Origin of the sequence: Moorena sp. SIO4E2 (assembly GCF_010671945.1) — a bacterium.
Lineage (GTDB): Bacteria > Cyanobacteriota > Cyanobacteriia > Cyanobacteriales > Coleofasciculaceae > Moorena > Moorena producens.
The window spans coordinates 1-3,014 of record NZ_JAAHIE010000742.1 but is presented as its reverse complement, the minus strand read 5'-3'; the positions used below and the strand labels follow the sequence as shown (position 1 = coordinate 3,014).

Annotated in this window: 4 protein-coding genes; 1 reads left to right on the top strand and 3 read right to left on the bottom strand. The window is 45.5% G+C overall.

Annotated features, from left to right (window positions below):
• Nucleotides 1–63: 63 nt before the first annotated feature.
• A complete protein-coding gene (locus tag F6K37_RS36365) occupies nt 64–249 on the bottom strand; it encodes a hypothetical protein (protein ID WP_287255843.1) in 186 nt (61 codons plus the stop codon).
• A 53-nt stretch (nt 250–302) separates the two neighbouring features.
• Between F6K37_RS36365 and F6K37_RS36360 the strand changes: the two genes are divergently transcribed.
• The gene (locus F6K37_RS36360; protein ID WP_009149154.1) at nt 303–728 is read left to right on the top strand and encodes a hypothetical protein; all 426 of its coding nucleotides are present in this window, start codon (nt 303–305) and stop codon (nt 726–728) included.
• Between the two features lie 115 nt (nt 729–843).
• Here F6K37_RS36360 and F6K37_RS36355 read toward each other — a convergent pair whose 3' ends face one another.
• Together F6K37_RS36355 and F6K37_RS36350 are read right to left on the bottom strand one after the other, a co-directional pair.
• A complete protein-coding gene (locus F6K37_RS36355; protein ID WP_009149155.1) occupies nt 844–1,224 on the bottom strand; it encodes a hypothetical protein in 381 nt (126 codons plus the stop codon).
• Nucleotides 1,225–1,341: 117 nt separating this feature from the next.
• The gene (locus tag F6K37_RS36350; protein WP_009149156.1) at nt 1,342–2,487 is read right to left on the bottom strand and encodes a glycosyltransferase family 4 protein; all 1,146 of its coding nucleotides are present in this window, start codon (nt 2,485–2,487) and stop codon (nt 1,342–1,344) included.
• Between the last annotated feature and the right edge of the window lie 527 nt (nt 2,488–3,014).

Genomic DNA, 3,014 nt, shown 5'->3' with positions numbered 1-3,014 from the left:
GGGTTAATGGGACTAGAGTAAGCATATGCGCTACGCGCACGCTACGCGAACAGCCGTCAGCCGTCAGCCGTCAGCCGTCAGCCTTTGACTGATAACTGATAGCTGATAGCTGATAACTGATAGCTGATAGCTGATAGCTGATAGCTGATAGCTGATAGCTGATAGCTGATAGCTGATAGCTGATAGCTGATAGCTGATAGCTGATAGCTGATAGCTGACCCGAAACAAATTCTTGCTCGAGATAGTCAAGTAATCTAGGACAAGTGTATTAGTAATAGATCACAAGACTTTAGGGGATGACAATGACTAAACTATTCCCACAGTGGATGATTGTTCCGATCACCATAGCTGTAAGCTTAAGTAGCGCTGGTGTCGCCAACGCCGAAACCATCAACCTTGAGCCTGGATTCCAGCCTGATCCCATCGTAGTTACTGGAAACTCTGGAGGATCAAATAAGAGCCAATGCGGTATGATTAGTACCCAGCCCAATCATGTCATTAATTTGAACCAAGATTTTACCTACTTGCGCTTCAACCTAGAAAGCCAAGGCCAGCCCACTCTATTAATTCAGGAGCCAAATGGTACCTCATGTACACAGGCCGATAATTTATCTGGGGGGAATATTGTTAAAATCGGGTATTGGGAGCAAGGCAGCTACTCATTCTACGTCGGCGATCGCAATGGTGAACAGCATCCTTATACTTTATCGATCACTAAAACTCCCTAGTACCAGGGTGCAGAACTCAAAGTTCAACACTCAATAATTATTGTAGGCAAGCCTTTTGGGTGCAAGCCTTTTCCCTGACAACTGCAGCGAAGTCTATGGGTGATTAGCGATTACTCTAATCTTCAATCTGCTGAACCGATATCTCAACCGCTTCCACATCAATCGTACCTGGAGCTGCTAAGCGGTTAAAATGTCCGTGTTCTATCTTCAAAACTTCCCCGCAACTGGGGCACTGACACTGGGTATTGTTAAACCCAGTCAACTCATAGGCACAGACTGGACATTTATCTTCCACTAGATTACGTCTGAGCCACCAGCGAACTCCAAACCAGGCAATCACTGGTGAGATGATTAAAAAAGCAATTAAAATCAAAAAACCATTGACTACCCATCCCAAGCCAACTGTGCCTAGCAAGAAACAAGTTAAGAAGAACGCTAGCCAACAGCCCATACCTGACAGGTTGAACTGAAACTGTCTCGGGGTATTTTGATTCACTGTTTTCTTTTAACAATAACAAATATGATCGGGTAGTTATATCCTAGTTCAGATTCGTCTTAACTTGAATAGAAATTACCCCTCGCTGCTTATGCTCCGCAAGGGGCGACTCAATTTTTACGCAGTATCGAGTAACTCTTTTAACTGCTTTGTCAGAGCCTCTTTACTAAATAACCCTAGGGATTGTTCTCGTAACCACTGACCATCACAGCGCTGATCCTCTCCCTTGAGAATTTCAATACAAGCCGCAGCCACTGCATCGGGGTCTCGATAGGGAACTTGCCAACCAAGCTGACCATCTTGCAAAGGATCAGCAGAACCATCAGAATCCCCAGAAAGGACAGGTTTACCACAAGCCATGGCCTCTAGGTATACAATCCCAAAGCCTTCTTGGGAGGGCATGACGTAGGCATCAGCCACTCGGTAATGTTCCACTAATTCTGGTGTAGGGACAAAACCAGCAAAGACCACCCGATCCCCAACACCCAAATCTTTGGCTAGCTGCGCCAGTCTCGGTTGATCATCACCACGACCAATAACTAGATATTTAACCTCTGGAAAGATTTTAGCGATCGCAGGAAGTGCTTGAATGGTAACATCAACTCCTTTATAAATATCCCCAGACCACAGACGAGCGACAGTCATCAACACCTTAGCACCAGTCAGACCATACTTTTCGATTAAGGCTGGTGATTTCAGACCAGGAGTAAACCTATTGCCATCAACAGCACAAGGCAACATCTTTACCTTTTCAGGATTTAGGTTATTGGCAGCACAAGCGCGATCGCGACTGTAACGACTGATTGTCCAAATTGCTGCTGCCCGGTCTAGGGCATTACGTTCTTTCAGGGGTAAGAGTTCCCAAACCTCCTTGCCATAAGTCAAAACTGTATAGGGAATCCCCAAACTATTGCACAACAGCTGAGTCAGGGGAGCGAGTTTGATATGACCGCAGAAAACGTGCTTGGGACGTTTTTGCCATAAATAAAAACCTAGCGCTATTGTTAAGCGAACACGCCCTAGCACAGGAGGCTTGGTTTTCAGGTAATGGAATCTGAGTGGGTAGACATCAAAGAGATTGTCACAACCTCGGCCATCTCGCAGCAAAAATACTTCAGCCCTAGAACTGGTAACAGTCTTAGCAGCAACAGACAAATATGCCTCGAAAATATCTTTGACGTAGGATTGGATGCCCCCTTCACACTCAAAAATCTCTAGGAAAATGAATACGTAGTTAGATGCGGTTTTCTGTGTATCGCTCAAATTCGTTAGTTTTGAATTCGATTCACCTATCTTAGCCTCGAACTATTTCTAATAGCATTAGGGATATTAGGGAAAAACAACCAAGAACTTGTAGCCATGGCAGATACGCTTAAGATCCTACATTCCGCAGGCTGGTTGACTGACTTTAGATCATGGCGTAGGTTGGGTTGAGGCAACGAAACCCAAGACCAGTGAGGTTTTCATTGGGTTACCCTATGGCTAAGCGCTCCCTACGGGATAATCAGCATTTCAAGGGTCTTGTCAGTCAATCAGGGTTTCTATGTCTTCCCACCCCTGAGCACCTCCGATGGTGGCGCTCCAGCGCAATCATCACAATGCTCACAAATGGATGAAGTACTCCTTTGTTCCCTCACGGATCAGCCAGGTTCTCAAACTGATGGGTCAGAAGCTAGCTGAATCTGTTCACAATCGGTTGCAGGCAGCAGTGGCAAGGATTGGCGACTGGTTGCAGTTAAGTTAGTGGGGGTATCGAAGCCAAAAACCATTGGAAATTTTGAGATGACATC